This is a genomic window from Providencia sp. PROV048 (genome assembly GCF_033688165.1).
Taxonomy (GTDB): Bacteria; Pseudomonadota; Gammaproteobacteria; order Enterobacterales; family Enterobacteriaceae; genus Providencia; species Providencia hangzhouensis.
In genome coordinates, this window is sequence record NZ_CP096360.1 from 18222 (window position 1) to 35980 (window position 17759).

Consider the following 17759-nt stretch of genomic DNA (forward strand, 5'->3'; position numbering starts at 1 on the left):
CTTTAGCACATTGGGGTAGTGAACCTACCCCTATTGTTTTTCATTTTTATTGTCTTAGTTAAGGGAATTCGCTGCGCAATGTCAGATATTCAGGATACGGATCGCGAACAAGAAATACTCGATAGTGCTGTTGCAGAAGGTGGTGCTTATGAAATATTACGCAAACGCCTGACCGACCAAGGGCAACAACTTCATCAAAAAGCCGCTCAACTCAATGAAATGCGGTTGGATGAATTCGGCCAGAGCCAAATGGATATCATTGGCCGCATTCGCATTCGTACTGAAAATAATTGCCAAGCAAGGGACATTGTCCGCGTTGGCGAGTGGCTTTTATTTGGCTATAACGTATTCCTCGGCCTAAAAAAAGAAACGCACCTCGAAGATGTATTTTCACTATATAGGTTAATTGAAAACGACAATGAGTTTGATGTTGAAGCAGTCCCTTATGAAGATACCTTCTTGAGTGATAATCGCTTTGTTCAAGATTTTACTGAACTCTATACCTATTATAAGAACACACAGTTACTGCAACTTGTTGAACGGGACGGCAAACTTCTTGCTAGTTTTCAAATTGGCGATCGCATCACGGACGTGCGAGTTTTTCGCTGGTCAATCTCCAGCGACAAACGCAAAATTGAGTATATTGATAACCGGGGTGAACGCGATATCGCCCTCCCACCAGCCTATGACTTTGAATGGCAAAAAACCACGCGAGAAGACACCGTTAACGGCCGATACCCTCACATCAATATTCTTGACACAGTATTCATTGAAACTATCGGCGGTGATTTAACCATCAAGTGTGAAAATAACACTGAAGATGGTTTGGGGATTTACCGAGAAGCGGTTCTTGATAAAAACCAATCACTAGACGACGCCCAAATTGAATACGCACAAACTGGCAGTTTAATTATCTTAAAAGTTTTACCTTATCGGGAAGAAACTTGGCGTTATTTAGTTTACAACACGTTATCCCAATCCGTACAACGTATTGATGCTGTTGGGCAAGCGTGCGTCCAGTTACCAGAAGACCACGGTATTATTTTCCCTGGCGGTTACTACTTACAAAATGGTGATTATAAAACGTTTGAACAGCCTATGGATGGCATGCATTTTCGCCGTTTACGTCGTTCCCCAAATGGAGAGGATGTTCTATATGTTTTCTATTCTCCAAATCAAGGTCGTATTGCCCTATTCAATTACAATTTAATTGAACGAACACTTTCAATTCCACTCATTGGGCATGGTTATGCCATGCTGGAAGATGGAAAAATGGTGTTATTTGAGGGCGAAGGGGAAGAAGCGACTCGCGTTCACCCAATGCAAGTTTGGCAGACCCCATTTTACTCAGAAGAGTTTGCCGACAAACAGCCTACTCGTAGCGGTTTTTTAGGCCGTATAGGCAATGCAGACTTAGTTCGTGGTATTTCTGAAATATTGCATGTATCCAAAGAAATAGAAGGCAGCCAAATTTCTATTGCTCGCTACGAACAACTTAGCCAACAAGCAAAAAATTTACTGGATATTTATTACTGGTTTGGTGATGAGCAATGCCTTGGTATTGGTAAATTGCTTAAAGAAATCAGTCAAACAAGTGAACTCGTCCTTGATGAATATGAAAAGGTCGAAAGCATACGGCAGCAATCTGCCAAATCAATGAATGAAGCCATCAGCCGCCAAAAATCACTGCTTTCATTAACATTGCCTGAAAGTTGGGCTGATATTCAACAATTTGTTGATGGCTTAAATGCCCTGAGTGCTCAACGCGGTCACTTGATTTCACTGCGTGAATTTCGCTATATGGATTTAGAAAGACTTAGCGAAATGGAAAGCGAAATAGAGAAAAATCAACAATATGTATCACAAGAAACCGCTGTTTTTCTTGCTAGTGATAAAGCGTTACAGCCCTTTAAAACACAATTAACTGTTTTTGAAGAACAAATAGAAAAAGCCCAAAACAGTGCCCAGCTAGACATTCCCATGAAAGATATGGAAAAAATGTCTGCTGACTTAGATATGCTTTCAAACCTAATGGCATCACTAAGCTTCAACGATGTTACACAACAAACCCACATTATTGATGCTATTTCTCAAATCTATGCTCAGTTAAACCAATCCCGAGCTCGCTTACAACAAAAACGAAAATCACAAAGCAATGTAGAAACTGTCGCACAGTTTGGTGCACAATTTCGCCTATTCAGCCAAGGCATTACCAATGCACTATCTCTTGCCACCGACCCTGAACGTTGTGATGATCAGCTATCAAGATTACTTGTTCAATTAGAAGAGCTCGAAAGCCAATTTAGCAGCCATGATGAATTTCTTGATGATATATTGGCAAAGCGTGAAGAATTACTCGAAACCTTTGAATCTCATAAACAAGTTCTTATTGATGACCGCCAGCGCCGCGCACAAAATTTAGTTACTGCTGCAGACCGTCTACTAGACAGCCTGCAACGACGAACAACTCGTTTACAGTCTCAAGATGAACTCAATGCTTTCTTTGCCTCAGACCCTCTGGCGCTTAAAACCCGTGAAATTATTGAAAAATTAAGGGAAATTAACGATAACGTTAAAGCTGATGATATTGACGCACGCCTGAAATCTTCTCGGGACCAAGCCATTCGAGTTTTACGTGATAAAACAGATATTTTTGAAAATGGTGGAAATGTCATTAAGCTCGGGCGTCACCGGTTCAGTGTAAATACCCAAGAGCTCGACCTCACCATTTTACCGAAAAATGAACAACTATGGGTTTATCTCACCGGGACAGATTTCCAAGAACCAATAGAAAATGAACAACTATCACAGTTAAAACCTTATTGGAGCGCCTCATTAGAGTCTGAATCTGATACGGTTTACCGCGCGGAATATCTTGCTTATTCAATTATCTATGCCGCAACAAAACGCCAAGAAGGGCTAAATTTTGATATACTAAAAAACGCATTAACATCAACGGAAAAACTTGAAAAAATTGTCCGTGATTTTGCGAGCCCACGTTATAAAGAAGGTTATGAAAAAGGTATTCATGACCACGATGCTGTTGCTTTACTGAAAAAACTACTGCCAATCGGTGAAAGTGCTGATCTATTACGGTATAGCCCAACAGCCCGTGCTATCGCAGCTATTTATTGGCAACAAGTTCAAAATGACGATTTTCCTGCACTATGGCCTGAACGTGCAAGAACAGCCATGAATATTCACCAATTATTCCATAATGACAATGCATTACTTGACCTACAAGCCGAAATCGAAGCGGGAATTAGCTTGTTTTTACAAGATAACCCCATTCAATGCCAAGCTTATGAGCAGACTCAAGCCGCCGAATATCTTAGCTTTGCACTTGCAAGAACCCCGATAGAACTCGTCTATAGCAAATATGCAAGAGAATTAGTTTTAGCACTCCAGAGCCGCTTAGAAGAAGCCCATATGTGGGGAGATTTTAATCGCTCACAACAAAATTTAGGGGCTCGCTATGCCCAGCGCTGGTCATTAGTTCAAAACTGGTTACAAGGGCTGTGCTCAACCCCTGAATTTTCTCACCTTGTTCCATACATACCCGGTGCTATTGCCATTATTATCTTAGATAAAGCTGCTTCCGCTCGCTTTAGTGAAGCTGACCTTTACTTTAAAGTTAACGGGTTACTTGGCGAACATGCGACCATTGAAAACCAAACTCTATCACTGAGTTTAGATAACTACTTCAGCCGTATGCGAGGGCAACGGAAACGTTTTATCCCCGAATTTCGTCAGTATCAAGCACTGCGCCAACAGATTGTTACTGAAGAGCGTAGCCGTTTAAAACTGCATGAATATAAAGCAAAACCACTAAGTTCTTTTGTACGTAATAAACTGATAAACGATGTCTATTTGCCTATCATAGGCGATAACATGGCAAAACAAATTGGGGCTTTAGGGGAAGGTAAACGCACTGACCTCATGGGGCTACTCTTAATGATCTCACCACCAGGGTACGGTAAAACTACCTTAATGGAATATGCCGCAGACCGTTTAGGGCTAATTTTTATGAAGGTCAACGGCCCTGCTCTTGGTCATGATGTGCTTTCTCTAGACCCTGAACAAGCGCCTAATGCAACGGCAAGACAAGAGCTAGAAAAACTCAATTTAGCTTTAGAAATGGGTAATAATGTGATGTTATACGTTGATGATATTCAGCACACTCACCCTGAGTTTTTGCAAAAATTTATTTCCTTATGTGATGGAACAAGACGTATTGAAGGCGTTTGGAAAGGCAAAACCAAAACTTATGATATGCGGGGTAAAAAATTCAGTGTCGTTATGGCAGGTAACCCCTATACCGAGTCAGGGGAAGTTTTCCGAATCCCTGATATGCTTGCAAACCGCGCTGATATTTATAACCTTGGTGAGGTATTAGGTGGTATGGATGAAGCATTTTCCCTGAGCTATATAGAAAACAGCCTGACATCAAACCCAGTATTAGCCCCTCTTGCATTACGAGACCTGAACGACCTGTACTTATTTGTTGATAAAGCGATGGGTAAATCTGTCTCTACCAACACTTTAAGTTACCCGTACTCTGATGCAGAAATTAATGAAATCACATCGGTAATCAGTAAATTAATCAAGTTACGAGATGTTGTATTGAAAGTGAATCAACACTATATCGCCAGTGCAGCACAATCCGATAAGTACCGGACAGAACCCGCATTTCGCTTGCAAGGTAGTTACCGTAATATGAATAAGCTCAGCGAAAAAGTCTCTTCCGTTATGAATAATGATGAACTTGAAAGATTACTAGATGACCACTACTTGGGTGAGGCACAGCTGCTCACAACCGGCGCAGAAGAAAACTTACTCAAACTCGCTGAGTTACGAGGAACACTTACCGAAAAAGATGCAGCACGTTGGCAACAAATTAAGAAAGACTTTATGCGTAATAAATCTTTAGGTGGTGATAATACAGATATTGGTGATCGGGTTGTTGGTCAGTTAGCGTCGCTTGTTGAAAGTGTACAAGCGCTGGGTAACCACTAATGAAATATTTACAAGGGCATCCTCGCATTAAGCTATTAGTCTGCATTGTCGCAATTTTTATTGCGGTACAGCTTATTAATAGCTTAATGGCTGGGGGGTTAACTTCATTCGGGATTATACCTCGCACTATGACCGGGCTCATAGGTATATTCTTTGCCCCATTTATCCATGGTAATTGGGGGCACTTATTCAGTAATTTACCGCCATTTATCATACTAAGTGCCCTATTACTGCACCGTACTATTAAGGCATATTTGCTTGCATCACTGTTTATTATTGTTGTTGGGGGTTTTACTGTTTGGTTATTAGGTCGTAATGCTATTCATATCGGTGCCAGTGGTTGGGTTTTTGGTTTATGGGGCTTACTCATCGCCCAAGGTTTTTTCCGCCGAAGCTGGGTTGATATAGCTATCGCGTTATTAGTGCTATTCTATTTTGGCACAATGGCTAGCGGCTTATTACCGACTCACTTGTACATCTCAACTGAATCCCATATAGCAGGGGCTATTGCTGGGGTCATCTATGCATGGCTAAGCAAGAAAGGTTATTCGATATCGTCCAAATAACTTTAATTAGCCTTTAACCTTTACACGATACACACAACGTCCAGCACCATTTAATAAGTACTGTTCGCGCTCAATGCTACCATCATCACCCACAATCTCACTGAACAACGCCAATTCCGAACGACAAAAGTTTTGGCAAGCGGTGGCTGCTGCACAAATTGGACAATGGTTTTCGATAAACAACCAACTGTCATCATCTTGTTCAACCTTCGCCATATACCCTTCTTCGCTACGCACTTCAGCCAGCTCTTCAAGCCGCTCAGCTAATGGTAAATTTTTACAACGGGCAAAATATTTTTCTCGGCTTTCCATTTCCCTTTGGCTAATCAGCTTTTCTAGCCCTTCATCACCAAAAATAGTTTGAACAGAATTAATTAATTGAAGAGCAAGTTGCGCATGAGTATCAGGAAAACGTTGATGCCCTAATTCCGTTAACACCCAATTTTGCCGAGGGCGCCCTGCCCCTGTTTGTGATAAGCACTGCGCACCTTCAACTAGCCCCAACGAAGTGAGTTTTTGAATGTGTTGCCTTGCAGCTTCCCCAGTCATATTTAAGTCATTTGCGATCACTGCGGTAGAAATTGGTCCTTTAGTTTTGATACAAAATAGAACCTTATCCACAGCCTGCGTTAGATTTAAATTATCAAAGTAATTACTTGCATTAATCATTATGCGACTCTATTACCCAAGCGATTACTTGTATAATACATCTTTTTCTACTATTCCGTCTAGCGGGTCTCTCTATGAGCAATGAAACATCAACCGTATCTCAAGCCAAGTGGGCTGATTTACTTAGTGGCACCAATGCATTACTCACTATCGCCTTAACTGGTGGTGTTGCGCTACACGCTATCAATATTTATATCGTAACAACCATATTGCCTAGTGTTGTTAATGATATTGGCGGTCTTGAATATTATGCATGGAATACCACTTTATTTGTGGCAACATCAATTGTCGGTTCAGCACTTTCCAGTAAAGTATTAGACAGCTTTGGGCCTAAATTTTCTTATTTATTCGCACTCATTCTCTTTTCTTTAGGGTCTATTTGGTGTGCAGCTTCCCCATCAATGCTAGTGTTGCTGGGAGGCAGGGCATTACAAGGACTGGGTGGCGGTATTTTATTTGCTCTGAGCTACGCATTAATTCGCATTGTTTTTACTGAAAACTTATGGTCCCGAGCCATGGGTGTCGTTTCGGGTATGTGGGGAATAGCAACACTCTGTGGCCCTGCAATTGGAGGTATTTTTGCTGAAAGTGGCCATTGGCGTTGGGCATTTTGGGCTTTACTACCTGTCGCTATTTTTCTAGCGCTCATTGTCATCAATCAACTCCCCAAAAAACAATCCCAGGCACCAAAAACTAACAAAATCCCATTCTTAGCGATTTCTTTGTTAGTGATATCCGTTCTTGCTATTTCAATTGGAAGTTTGTCTGACAGCTTATTCATGAACCTTATTGGTTTATTAATTGGCCTAGCCATACTGCTGACGATTGCCTTACTCGATGGCAAAATGAAAAACGTTTATTACCGACAGGAGCCTATTCACTCTATTTGCGATTAGCCCATTACTCGCAACTATATTAATCCGAAAAATAAAATAAAGTGTAAAAGGGAGCCTAAGCTCCCTTTTAGATAAAAAATCACTCTAATGAGTTTGGTAATCCCTTTTGGAACGTAACAAATAAGGCAGAACAATAATACTGATCAGCAGAACAAAAATAGTTGCTACCATCACCCCTAAGAAAGCATGGTCAAAGGCAATATTTGCCTGATTTATCAATGCTGATGCAGTATTTACTGGCAGTGATTCAGAAACTAATAAAGCCTCATCAATACTGTCATAAACTTTATCGCTGACAGTCATGTCTTCAGGTAATGAGAGTTTTAACGTATAGATAGCACTCATTAACCCCCCCATAAAGGTGACACCTAAGACACTGCCAATTTCATAAGCAATTTCTTCAATTGATGCTGCCATACCCGCTTTTTCATCAGGGGCGTTTAACATCACTGTCGTTGATGCTGTCGTGAATATCGCACCAAGACCAAAACCAATAAGAAAAAGAAATGAAAGCAGTAAGATACCCGTAGATGTTTGATAAACGACAGCCAATCCCACAACACCAATTAGCGTACAACTAAACCCTAAAATGGTAAGTTTAATCTCACCCAACTTATGTAAGAACATACCAGCTAAAGGTGCTGCAAATACTGACGCTAAGGGTATCGGGATGATGTACAACGCAGCTTGAAATGGGGTATAGCCCAATACCAGTTGTAAACGTTGGCTTAGTAATAATTCGACACCAACAATAACCACAATGGATAAAATCGCCATCATCAACCCTGCATTGAATTTAGGGTGCTTTAATAGCGTGAAATCAATCATGGGTGATGTAGATTTAATTTGTCGATTTCTAAATACCACCAAAAATAAAACCCCAATCACGCCTGAAACCAATACTGCTGGCCAGTCTGTATAAGGTTTACCAAGCTCCTTCAACGCATAAATAACGCCAATTAGACCAATTAAGACTAAAATAGAACCTAAAATATCAATTTTTTTATCACTGTTACCACCGCATTTAGGGATCAAATAACAAGCGAACGGAATAACCAATAAAACAACCGGCACATTAATGAGAAAAACAGAGCCCCACCAGAAATGATTAAGTAAAACACCGCCAATCAATGGGCCAATTGCCGCCCCACCTGACACAACTGCCGACCATATTCCAATAGCGAGAGCTCTTTCTTTCGGGTCTAAAAAAACATGTCTTACAATCGCAAGAGTGGCAGGCATACTTACTGCGGCACCTACAGCCAAAAAGCCGCGAGACAAAATCAAACTTGTTGCTGTTGGTGAAAATGCAGCACACAATGAAGCCATCCCAAACAGAGGTAACCCCAACAAAAACATTTGCTTGTGACCGACTTTATCACTTAGCATCCCTGCCGCAGGTAATAAACCAGCGACCACCAGTGGATAAGCATTCATTATCCACAGTTTTTCAGATGACGTAGCGCCTAAGTCATGGGTTAATTTAGGTAATGCGGTATACAGTACAGTGACATCAATAACGATAAGAAACAGTACACTTGAAACTAATAGAAGCACTATCCAGCGCTTATAATCGGTTAACATAAAATTCTCTCAATGAGTTTATTTGATCATGATTTCTGTGCTGATCGTGCTACAATATAAATCCATACGTACGTATTGAAAAGAGGTTTTTCTAAATGGGACGTCAACGAAAAATCGATAGAGAAAAATTACTTGATACTGCTGAAGACATTGTTCTACAGCAAGGCGCTACAGCGCTCACTATCGACGCAGTCGCCAAAGCGATGGGGATATCTAAAGGTGGGGTTCAATATTGTTTTGGCAATAAAGATGCCTTAATCGATGCAATGTTTGAGCGTTGGGGCCAGTCCTATGATGAAATTTTCAATCAAACAATTGAACAAGATAACTCCCCTGAAGGGAAAATTTTTGCGCATATGCAAGCGACCCACCAGCACGACAAAGTCTCGATGGCAAAAGGCGCTTCCTTAATGGCATCCTTATTACAAACCCCTGAATATCTGGAAAGTACGCGTACTTGGTATCGTGAACGGCTTGCGAGACTAGATACTTCAACAGAAAAAGGCAAACAAGCAAGAATTGTTTTTCTAGCCACTGAAGGCGCTTTTATGTTGCGTTATATGGGATTTATGGAAATTGATGATAATGAATGGCAATCTATATTTAGTGATTTGGAAATTTTATTAAAAAATTATTCATAACATCATTTTTTAAAATAAATAATCTCCTAATTCAATATTATTGGATAAAAATCAAATGGAGATTATCATGAGAAAAATAATTACCACTACAATTCAAAATCATAAATATTATTATCAAGCTCAGAAACCGAATAAAAACTTCATAATAGAAAACATAAAAAGTATAAAATCAAAAAATAATAATGACTTAAAATTCAATCAATCTAGCCATAAAAAAGAATATAAATTTAATGTTGATGTTCCTTATCTTACATCGAAAGGAAAAAAAACCGTTCCTATAATTGAAAAACTAAAACCGATAACCCCTGCGAATACAACCAAACTAGAAGATATCAAAAATATCGATTCTTTCGTTAGAAGGATAAGGGAGGAAAATATCTATTTTGAGGCAAAAAATAAAAATAATTATGTTTATCAAGGATATTTAAATTCGGTAGGAAAGGAAAAAAACTCAGATTTGCATCTCAATATAACTAATTCATTAGGTCATGGAACTTATGGAACAGCCTACCGCGTTGGAAATTTTGTTATTAAAGTCCCTTTTTATGATACCTATAAATTTAGCCCTTACAGCAATGTAAAACGCTGCTCCTCTATACTCAATGAATTAAACAGAAACACTAATTTTTCAAGAGCTATAACTCTGAATAAGGGAAAGGATGTTTTAATTACGAAGTATATCGCTGGAAAAAACATTAAAGGTAATAGTGCTTATGATTTTGTTAAACAACGAGGACGCATCATGTTTGATTATAATTCTAATGGCAATGTTAAAATAGATAGTAATGGCGAAAAATATGTTATTGATGCTGACCTTGCAGTACAACCAACTAAATTAAAAAGATCCCCCTCATTAGGAACTCTAGAAGCACGTAAAATTTATATAAGTAAATTTATCAGAAAACCACTTGGAGTTAACGAAATAAAACCTCTGTATTATTCTGAAATAGAAAAATTTTTACCAAAATTAAAAAAAAGTGAAATAACATCCTAACTAAAGATACTATTCAACGGCACAGGGACATTTTTTTGAACGAAAAATGCCCCTGATGCAGGAAAATAAATGACTAAACCATTATAGAAAGACATAAAATCAGTTTTAATGATTAAAGAAAACCCCCTTATCATCGTCAGTTATAATTTGTTTTAACGATTTATGAATAGCGCCATCATCTGTTTGCAAGATAAACACAAATAAAACCTGACAAAGTACCGATTGAGGGCAATGACGAGGCCGATATTTTGAATAGACTGACCATCCATTAGCGATATACCTTTCATACATTCGCTTCATTGCATCAACAACAGAGTTCGCGGCTTGCCCTTTATTGATTTTAGTCGATTTTTTTTGGTGATACACAAAGGCATCGGTAACCGTTTTAGATATAATATAGAAAACTTGTCCAACAGATAAGTTTTCTAATAAACAGGTGATGTTTTTCGTGGTTTTTTCACCAATTTGAAAAGATGTGAAATTATATTCATTCATTTCATGGTTTAAATAAAAAAAACACTCAAATAGATTATTTTTTTTACATAGTTCAATTAGTGATTTTTTATTTTCTTGTAAGTAATATAAATCAGATAATTTCCTCTCCAGTAAATCAATAATCGATGATAAGTTATCTGTTTCTTTAACAATAACTTCCCAGCACATAAACTCATCATTAAAATAAACATAATCACCACTAACACTTAAATATTTTAAATTAGTAACTGTACTTATTGCTATCACACCAGAAGCATAAAGCTGTTCTATAATTAATAAATCAAAATTATAACTAGGTGTTAATTTCTCATGTTTCAGATTGTTAAGACTATCTAAATACATTAGGTTTTCATCCGCACAATACCGTATAAGTGAAAGTAAAAAAACACTATTTTCAAAAGAAAGATCATTAATACTTAATGCATTTTCTTTTTTACAAAATAATAAGTCATTAATGTATTCAATTTTTTCCTGCCTTTCTTTTTCATTCTCTATACGAATACAATCAATACAAACATGTTCAAGACCGTTTAAATGTGAAAAGTGGCTTCTATCTCGTAGACATTCTATTTCACCACATGAAACACATTTTAGTTTTAAACTATAGGCTTTACAGCTTTTAGCAACAATAGTTTTTATTTCCTTAGATTTTAATTGTGTTTTTTCTTCTATCTTAATCATTGAATATGAAAATCGACCATTTCCCTCAACTTGCCAATATAATTGACATAAAAATTCATATTCCTTATCAATAACATCGATAAATATATTTTCCATATGTTTATTTCCTTATTTTTTATTATGTTATATTAAAAAAAACAAAAAATAGAAATTATATTATGACAAAAAAATAAAAAGGCTTATTATGATTAAATAATGAACATTTTATTAATCAATTGACCAATTCTAAATAAGGTTAACACTTTCCCAATCCACAATTGGAGAATGTTAGAAACTGCTCACTAAAACACAGTCAACACGATTATTCCCTTGCCTTTAAATTTCAGGTTGTTGACCAAGTTGAAAAAAGCAAACAAACCTATAAATAAGCCCAAGGCTACTACAGTATACAAGGATGCTCCGCTACTTTAAGTCAATAGATATTGATGATAACAAATGGCAAGAAGCATTCCGTGACATGTTACATCTTCTAGATTTCACCTTTCTTGTTAATTATTTGAATAACATATTTATTTCCCTCACTTACAATTGAGAATAAAAAAAAGAATAATTATCATTTACTATTCTTTTATGTGATGCTAACGTTATTAAAATCATCTTTCAAATATTCTTATCTATATCCTCCCTTTAGTGAATATAGATTACAGATGCCGTTAATTGATTCATTTTCGTAGCTTAAGAGGCTGATCATGATAAGTAACCCTATAAAGAAAGTAGCTTTTAACATTAATGAAAAACACTCTAATAATAATGCACTTAGACGTTTAATTCATTGTTTATTTGCTGAGAATCTTATTGATAAAAAGCAAGTTTATTGGGATATAGACCATTGTGGGTATATTTATAAATTTAAGAAAACCCCTTATAAGATTCTTTTTAAGAACATGGAAATATATCCGGTAGATACATTCTTTAATTATGGTGGTATTTATTTAATTAACAACAACAATAAAAAAGAAATTATTCAAACAATATATTATCTTCTAGAAAAATTAGAGGGTGAATTAAATATAACCTTTAATAATAACAATATTAATAAATTAAAATCAGATATTGAAAACAGTATTAATAATGATATTAACGCTCGCAATTATCGTACCGAATGGTCAGTACTGATTAATACTCAAATGGCAAAATACAATACCAACTATCTGACTGATTGGGTTACCGGACAATATAGTATACGTGATGCGGCTTTATTTCTTGATCAATGGGGCTCATTGGAAGGCCATCCCTATTATCCTACATGGAAAAGTAGGCCAAACATGAGCTTAGAAGATGTTGCAGCTTTATCTCCTGAGTTTAATGCAACGGTAAATTTGACAATTATGGCGCTACGCCAAGATATGGCCTATGTTGAGTCACTACCTCATGTGGAAAACATTCATGATTGGTTCCTTCAACGATTCCCTATCGTTGGCCGGCAATGGGTCAAATGGCTTAAACAACAAGGGAAAAATCCATACCAATGGCTGCCTCTTCCCGTTCATGACTGGCATTTAAATCATTGGGTAAAACAACAAGCAACATCACTGATTGACGAAGAAATTTTACTCATTGATGGCCCTCAATTAGAAACAAAACCCACAATGTCATTCAGGACAATGTTACCAACAGATGCAATTAACACCGCATTTATAAAGTTACCTATCGCCGTTTGGATGACCAGTGAAATGCGTAGCTTACAAGCTAAGTCTATCCATATGGGACCTAGAATAAGTCAGCTAATAGATGACATTTTAAACCACGAACATTATTTTAATGGAAAAATGGAGTCTCTGCGTGAAGATGTAGGTATCCATTACCACCATGCAGTAGAACAAGATGATTCAGCAGGACGCTTTATTTCTGTCGTATTTCGTTGCACCAACGCTTATGAAAAAAACGATCACTTACTGCCAATAACTGTGGCAACTCTATTTACTGATTTACCATATCAACCACGACCAATATTTACTGAATTGATTGAAAAATCAGGTTTAACACCTCAACAATGGTTTAACCAATATGCTACTGTAATTCTAACACCTTGTATTTCGATGTTTTTACTTTATGGAGTTGCTCTGGAAGCCCATCAACAAAACACTCAAGTGTTCTTCACTGTTCAAGGTATTCCTGAGAAATTTTTAATACGTGATTATGGTGATGGTCGAATATTTTTACCTTTATTGAATCAGCGGGGTTATCAGCTGCAAGCTTATCGTTGGCCTGGCATCTTACCTACTATTTTTGAAGAAGATATAGAACCCGTTAGAACATTTCTAATCAGTGCCTGTTTAGTCTGCCATTTACACGAACTTGCCGTACATCTAACTCGATTTTATCGATTGACTGATCACCAGCTTTGGTTAGAACTAAAAACAGTTGTTCATGATGTTTTTAAACAGCTCCAACCACGAGTTGATGATAATTTATGGCGACATGAATACCAAATGTTTATGAATGAGCCTTGGCAAACTCGTTCGCTACTTAGTATGCATATTCAACAATATACTAATTATCGAATACAACATGGGTTAACAAATCCTTTTCTATTATTTCAAAAATAACAAATAGAAATCCATTAACCAAGAAGGCGAGTGTAATACTATTCCCTTCATTTTATTAAAAATCAATTGAATGATAATTTAAATATGAAAAATAATTTAATAGAAAATAAAAATAAACACACAGATAAGAATATAAACATATTCTCTAAATGGTTATATATTGTTATTGGGATATCTTGCACAATAACAGCACATGCTCAAACTAATGAGCAAAAAAATAAAGATAGTATTCTAGTTACCACAACAAGTAATAATAATCAGCAACCTAATAACTTTTCATCTAGAATAATGCAAGCAGGGTTAATAGGTGATAAGGATATTATGGATATTCCATTTAATATCTCAAATTATAATTCGGCTTATATGCAGTCACAACAAGCACAGCAAATTTCAGATATTTTATCTCATGATACCTCAATACAAATTAGTAGCTCGAAAGGAGGTCTTCTTGATTCCTTATATATTCGAGGATTTCCTATTACTGAAGGTAATATCAGTGAGTTTGCATTAAATGGAATTTATGGTGTATCTCCTAATTTTCAACTTTTAACGGATTATGCCGAGCGTGTTGATATTTTAAAAGGACCCGCTTCACTGCTATATGGTATGTCTCCTGAAGGTGGAGTTGGTGGAGTTATTAATGTCGTAACTAAACGTGCAAGTGCCCAACCGATTACACAATTAACCGCTCAGTACCTTAACGACTCACTATTAGGTGGCAGACTAGATATGGGCCGCCTATATGATCTCGACAATAACCAATACTTTGGTATTCGTGTTAACGGTAGCTACACCAATGGTGATACAGCCGTCGATCATCAAACACGCAGGCAAAGTGTTGGTGCAATTGCGTTAGATTATTCTAATGAACGCTTTCGCTCATCTTTAGATTTAATAATTCAAAACCAAAATATGAATGCTACGAATCGACCATTTTATTTAGGTCCTGATGGTGTTGTCCCTTCGGCCCCGAGTGGGAAAATCAATTTAGCCAGCCCTTGGACATGGTGGAAATCTAATGATGATTCCGCATTACTACATATGGAATATGACATATTAAGCAATACATCGCTATTTATGGATATAGGAGGAGCACTTACTCGTATAGATCGAGTTAATGAGCAAATCTATACAATCCTTAACAATCAAGGCGATATTTCAACCTATATCATGAATTTCCAAACTAAAACTCAACGTTATTCAGTTGGTACTGGGGTTAAAAGTGAATTCATGACGGGTAGAGTATCACATCAACTTGCATTGCAGTGGAATCAATATTTTGATCGCTACCGTATTGGCACTACAGCAGGAACACCTTATACAACCAATTTATTTAATCCTACTTATATTGATAAACAGATCCCTGCTTACGCTAAAATAACTAAACGTTCTGAAAATACACTATCAGGAGTTTCTTTCGTCGATACTATCGGCTTCTTGAATGATTCTTTTATGGTGACTCCAGGCCTTCGCTATCAAAATGTAAAGTCTGACAATTTTACTTTGGGTAAGCTTTCAACTCGTTATGACGAGTCCGCAATCACCCCTCTCGTTAGTGTATTGTTTAAACCTGTAGATAATATTTCTCTATACGCTAATTATGTCGAAGGGCTAAGTAAAGGAAGCACCGCACCAGTTAATGCAAAAAATAGTGGCGAAATGATGAAACCATTTCGTTCAAAACAGTATGAGTTAGGGGTTAAATATGAACAACCATCTGCAATAACCACTTTAAGCCTATTCCAAATTAGTAAACCAAGTGGATCATTAGATCCTAACAGTTTGATTTACTCAGCAAATGATGAACAAAGAAACCGAGGAGTCGAACTAAGTATATCAGGCAAACCTTTTGAATCACTTCGTTTAACGGGTGGTGTTACCTATATTCAAGCCGAGTTGACTAAAACTGCTTCAGGGAAAAACAAAGGGCATGAACCCATCGGTGTATCTCCTTGGGTGGCTAATATTGGAGCCGAATATGATATTCCTTCAGTCTCTGGTTTAAGTATTAATGGCAATGTTAATTATCATACCCGCCAATATGTGAACAAAGAAAATACCCACTCAATTCCTTCATGGACAACCGTTGATGTCGGTTCTGCTTATAAAACAACTGTTTCCAATACCCCTGTAACATTGAGGCTAAACATCAATAATATTTTAAATGAACACTATTGGTCTGGCGTTGCTTCGTACAGCACCTTCGCTCAAGGCTCACCAAGAACTGTAATGGGATCAATTGCTGTTGACTTTTAAGAGGTGAAAATCATGGTGGATCAATCTAACTTAGTCAATATATCAACTGTTGTTCATTTATCAGCTAAAACAATAGCCCCAACAGAGCTTCCTCCTATTATGGATCCTCAGATTCATCAACTGTGTTTTTCTAATAATGAACAGCTTGTCGGATTGATTAAGCGGTATGGTTCACCATTGAACTTAGTTTTTCCTCATACGATGAAACAGAACATCCAAAAACTGAAGGCTGTTTTTCAAGAAAACAACGTGAATGGATGTATTTTATATGGTGTGAAAGTTAATCAATCAAACGTCCTGCTCAGAACAGCTATCGAAGAAAATATTGGAGTTGATGTTTCAAGCCTTCATGAATGGAGAGATGCCAGCCAATATGGCATTTCACCTGAAAAAATTTGCGCTACTGGCCCTGCCAAAACAGATGATTTTCTCTGGCAACTGATATTACATAACTCACTAATTGTCGTAGACTCACTTGAAGAATTACAAGATATTCTACATTTATTAGAATTTCAATCACTTAAAGCAAGAGTACTACTGCGATATCAACCGCATTCAAGCCATTCACGATTCGGCATGAAATACCCGGCTTTTGTTAATGCACTTAAATTAGTGAAACAACATGATAAATTACAATGGCAAGGGATCCACTTCCATTTAGGTGGCTATACACTAGCCTCACGGGTACAAGCTTTTCACGAAATATTACCACTGATTGAATTATCACAACAATTAGGGCTTAACATCCAAACTATCGATATCGGAGGTGGGCTACCTATTCAATATGTCCCAACAGAACATTATCAAGCTTGGGTTAATAATCAATCCACTGAAACTTATCAAAATCACCGTATTCCAACAGATTTTTATCCTTATGGTAGTGAACAGTCAGCAGAACAATGGCTTAGCACATTACTCACAAGCAAATGTACCGATAATGAAACAATCGCCCAATATATTAATAAGCTAAATGTCACATTAGCGATAGAACCTGGGCGTAGCCTTGTTGATCAAAGCGCCATCACTCTATTTCGAGTTGTACGTACCTGCCAGCAATCCGAACACCCTATTATATTTGTCGAAGGCAGTAGCTTCAGCGCCTGCGAAACGTGGTTTAACTCTGAATTTTTAATCGACCCTTTTCATATTGTTACCAAACAATCAAAACAGCAACCTATCCGAGCATGGATAGCAGGACATAGCTGTTTAGAAGATGATGTTATTACTCACAGACTTATTTTATTTAACAACCTTCCCCAAGCAGGTGACTTATTAGGATTCGTTAATACCGCGGGATATCAAATGGATTTACTTGAGAGTCAATTTCATCGGCACCCAATACCTTGCCGATTATATGTACAGGAAAACAATGTTGGGCAGTTTATCTTTTTCAAAGACACTAAATAGGTAAG

Annotated in this window: 10 protein-coding genes and 1 pseudogene; 8 read left to right on the forward strand and 3 right to left on the reverse strand. The window is 37.3% G+C overall.

What is annotated here, in order from left to right; genetic code table 11:
- Positions 1–78: 78 nt before the first annotated feature.
- Positions 79–5016, forward strand: coding sequence for a DNA repair ATPase (locus M1F26_RS00070; protein WP_140172684.1), 4938 nt, complete (start codon positions 79–81; stop codon positions 5014–5016).
- Positions 5016–5582, forward strand: coding sequence for a rhomboid family intramembrane serine protease (locus M1F26_RS00075; protein ID WP_140172685.1), 567 nt, complete (start codon positions 5016–5018; stop codon positions 5580–5582). The genes M1F26_RS00070 and M1F26_RS00075 overlap by 1 nt, the downstream gene beginning before the upstream one ends.
- A 6-nt stretch (positions 5583–5588) precedes the next feature.
- Here M1F26_RS00075 and M1F26_RS00080 read toward each other — a convergent pair whose 3' ends face one another.
- A complete protein-coding gene (locus M1F26_RS00080; RefSeq protein ID WP_140172686.1) occupies positions 5589–6251 on the reverse strand; it encodes a helix-turn-helix transcriptional regulator in 663 nt (220 codons plus the stop codon).
- A gap of 74 nt (positions 6252–6325) precedes the next feature.
- Here M1F26_RS00080 and M1F26_RS00085 point away from each other — a divergent pair.
- Positions 6326–7134, forward strand: a pseudogene (locus tag M1F26_RS00085) (MFS transporter); the annotation flags it as partial.
- Between the two features lie 97 nt (positions 7135–7231).
- Here the strand turns inward: M1F26_RS00085 and M1F26_RS00090 are convergent.
- Entirely contained in the window at positions 7232–8731 is a 1500-nt protein-coding gene (locus M1F26_RS00090) for an MFS transporter (RefSeq protein WP_140172687.1), read from the reverse strand.
- Positions 8732–8826: 95 nt separating this feature from the next.
- Between M1F26_RS00090 and M1F26_RS00095 the strand changes: the two genes are divergently transcribed.
- Complete coding sequence (locus tag M1F26_RS00095) at positions 8827–9372, forward strand: TetR/AcrR family transcriptional regulator (RefSeq protein WP_140172688.1); 546 nt, start codon at positions 8827–8829, stop codon at positions 9370–9372.
- 67 nt (positions 9373–9439) lie between these two features.
- The gene (locus tag M1F26_RS00100; protein WP_140172689.1) at positions 9440–10366 is read left to right on the forward strand and encodes a hypothetical protein; all 927 of its coding nucleotides are present in this window, start codon (positions 9440–9442) and stop codon (positions 10364–10366) included.
- Between the two features lie 105 nt (positions 10367–10471).
- Here M1F26_RS00100 and M1F26_RS00105 read toward each other — a convergent pair whose 3' ends face one another.
- Positions 10472–11638, reverse strand: coding sequence for a hypothetical protein (locus M1F26_RS00105; protein ID WP_140172690.1), 1167 nt, complete (start codon positions 11636–11638; stop codon positions 10472–10474).
- Between the two features lie 788 nt (positions 11639–12426).
- Here M1F26_RS00105 and M1F26_RS00110 point away from each other — a divergent pair.
- From M1F26_RS00110 to M1F26_RS00120, 3 genes are all read left to right on the forward strand, one after another.
- Entirely contained in the window at positions 12427–14091 is a 1665-nt protein-coding gene (locus M1F26_RS00110) for an IucA/IucC family protein (protein WP_318837637.1), read from the forward strand.
- Between the two features lie 321 nt (positions 14092–14412).
- Positions 14413–16347, forward strand: coding sequence for a TonB-dependent receptor (locus M1F26_RS00115; RefSeq protein WP_227528862.1), 1935 nt, complete (start codon positions 14413–14415; stop codon positions 16345–16347).
- A 12-nt stretch (positions 16348–16359) separates the two neighbouring features.
- Positions 16360–17754 (forward strand): Y4yA family PLP-dependent enzyme, encoded by a 1395-nt coding sequence (locus tag M1F26_RS00120; RefSeq protein ID WP_140172691.1) that lies wholly within the window; start codon positions 16360–16362, stop codon positions 17752–17754.
- The last annotated feature ends 5 nt before the right edge of the window (positions 17755–17759 follow it).

Coding starts and splice junctions, on each gene's coding strand:
- M1F26_RS00070 (WP_140172684.1), top strand. CDS start 79: ATGTCAGATATTCAGGATACGGATCGCGAACAAGAAATACTCGATAGT.
- M1F26_RS00075 (WP_140172685.1), top strand. CDS start 5,016: ATGAAATATTTACAAGGGCATCCTCGCATTAAGCTATTAGTCTGCATT.
- M1F26_RS00080 (WP_140172686.1), bottom strand. CDS start 6,251: ATGATTAATGCAAGTAATTACTTTGATAATTTAAATCTAACGCAGGCT.
- M1F26_RS00090 (WP_140172687.1), bottom strand. CDS start 8,731: ATGTTAACCGATTATAAGCGCTGGATAGTGCTTCTATTAGTTTCAAGT.
- M1F26_RS00095 (WP_140172688.1), top strand. CDS start 8,827: ATGGGACGTCAACGAAAAATCGATAGAGAAAAATTACTTGATACTGCT.
- M1F26_RS00100 (WP_140172689.1), top strand. CDS start 9,440: ATGAGAAAAATAATTACCACTACAATTCAAAATCATAAATATTATTAT.
- M1F26_RS00105 (WP_140172690.1), bottom strand. CDS start 11,638: ATGGAAAATATATTTATCGATGTTATTGATAAGGAATATGAATTTTTA.
- M1F26_RS00110 (WP_318837637.1), top strand. CDS start 12,427: ATGGAAATATATCCGGTAGATACATTCTTTAATTATGGTGGTATTTAT.
- M1F26_RS00115 (WP_227528862.1), top strand. CDS start 14,413: ATGGATATTCCATTTAATATCTCAAATTATAATTCGGCTTATATGCAG.
- M1F26_RS00120 (WP_140172691.1), top strand. CDS start 16,360: ATGGTGGATCAATCTAACTTAGTCAATATATCAACTGTTGTTCATTTA.